The following is a 1,986-nucleotide window of genomic DNA, read 5'->3' as shown; positions in this document are numbered from 1 at the left end:
GGCGCTCAGTCCCTGGCGGTTGCTGAAACGCACGATCAGCCATTGCGGTGAGGTGCGCAGGAAGGTCTTCAGCGTCGCCAGGTTCTGTACCAGCGGCAGCTCGAGGTAGCTGGCGGCGAATTCGATTTCGCTATGGGCGGCCTCGAAGGTCAGATTCGGTCCCCAGAACAGGTGGTCGTCGCCATGCGCCGGTCGCGGGTGGGTGAATTGCGAGCGGTCGATGGGGATGCGCCGACCCGCCAGCCAGCAGAGCAGGCCAAGCACCACGGTCAGGTAGATTTCCTCGGCGACGCTACGCGCCTGCGGGTCTGGCTGGCGGTTGTGCAAGCGGATCACGGCGCGGTCGCCGCGTACTGACAGGCTGCCGCGGATATCCCGCAAGAACAGGCCGAGGCCGCTCAGGCACTGGCGCAGCGCCTGGCCGAGGTTGTTCGCCTGGATCAGGCCGCGGCAGATCAGGGCAAAGCTGCCCAGCGGCATGCCATGCGAATCATGGCCGAGGAATTCGTCGTCCAGTTCCTCGGCGACGGCCAGCCACAACTTGGCCAGTTGCGTGGCCGCGACCCGCGCCCTCGGGTCGTCCAGCAGTTCTTCGGCAATGCCTGCCTGGTCCAGCAGTTGCGCACGGCGCTGCGGGTTGTCGCGCAGCCCGTAGAGGGCGGCCCGGACGAAATACACGGCCACCGAGTCCTTCTTTTGCATAACGCTCGCTCGCTGCGGGTCAGTTGCCAGGGGTTGCAAAAAGTATCAGTCAAATCGGTAATTTTCGGCATAGGCCGGTGTTCAGCGGCTCCCTAGACTACCCCACGCCTGAGCAGGGCGCCGCCACAGCGCGCGCCGTTCACGCATCAGTTGGATCTCAATGCCACCGGAGTCTCCTATGCCTAACCCCGAAGTCTATATCGTCAGCGCTGTCAGAACTGCAATCGGTTCCTTCGGCGGCACGCTCAAGGATACCCCGCCATGTGAACTGGCCACGACCGCGGTCAGCGCCGCCCTGCAGCGCAGCGGTTGTGCCGCCGAGCGTATCGGTCATGTAGTGATGGGCAATGTCATTCCCACTGAAACGCGAGATGCCTACATTTCCCGGGTGGCCGCGATGAACGCCGGTATCCCCCAGGAAACCCCCGCATTTAATGTCAATCGCCTCTGCGGTTCCGGCCTGCAGGCGATCATCTCGGCGGCGCAGAGCCTGCTGCTGGGCGACTGCGACATCGCCATCGGCGGTGGTGCCGAATCCATGAGCCGCGGTGCCTATTTGCTGCCCGGCGCGCGCTGGGGTGGTCGCATGGGTGACATGCCGGTGGTGGACTACATGCTCGGCATTCTCCACGACCCGTTCCAGCGGATTCACATGGGCATTACCGCCGAGAATATCGCCGAACTGCATGGCATCAGCCGCGCAGAGCAGGACGCCCTGGCGCTGGTCAGTCAGCAGCGTGCGGCGCAAGCGATTGCCGAAGGACGTTTCGCCGGCCAGATCGTGCCGGTCGAAATCAAGACGCGCAAAGGCACGCAGCTGTTCGAGGTCGATGAGCATGTGCGTGGCGACACCTCGATCGAGCAACTGGCGGGCATGAAGACCGCATTCAAGCAGGGCGGCACGGTCACCGCCGGCAACGCCTCGGGACTCAACGACGGCGCGGCGGCGGTAGTCCTGGCCACCGGCGCGGCGGTGCAGGCCGATAACCTGCGCCCGCTGGCCCGTCTGGTCAGCTACGCGCATGCCGGTGTCGACCCTGTGCTGATGGGCTTGGGGCCGATCCCGGCAACCCGCCTGGCCCTGCAACGCGCCGGCCTGAAGGTCGCCGACCTGGATGTGATCGAGGCCAACGAAGCCTTTGCCGCCCAGGCCTGCGCCGTGGCTCGCGAACTCGACTTCGACCCGGCCAAGGTCAACCCGAATGGCTCGGGCATTTCCCTCGGCCACCCGGTCGGTGCCACCGGGGCGATCATTGTCACCAAGGCCATCCACGAACTGCATCG

Annotated in this window: 2 protein-coding genes; one reads left to right on the top strand and one right to left on the bottom strand. The window is 65.3% G+C overall.

Translation table 11 applies throughout. The features are described 5' to 3' along the window. Positions 1–702 (bottom strand): AraC family transcriptional regulator (locus G9C89_RS24835; protein ID WP_172153357.1); only part of this gene is annotated, 702 nt, incomplete at its 3' end. A 178-nt stretch (positions 703–880) separates the two neighbouring features. Between G9C89_RS24835 and bktB the strand changes: the two genes are divergently transcribed. Continuing rightward, positions 881–1,986: beta-ketothiolase BktB (gene bktB, locus G9C89_RS24830; protein WP_172153355.1), on the top strand; the 1,106-nt coding region annotated here is incomplete at its 3' end.

The organism is Pseudomonas tumuqii, from assembly GCF_013184545.1.
GTDB lineage: Bacteria > Pseudomonadota > Gammaproteobacteria > Pseudomonadales > Pseudomonadaceae > Aquipseudomonas > Aquipseudomonas tumuqii.
Note: the sequence above shows the minus strand (reverse complement) of the source record. Positions and strands in the feature narration are given on the sequence as shown.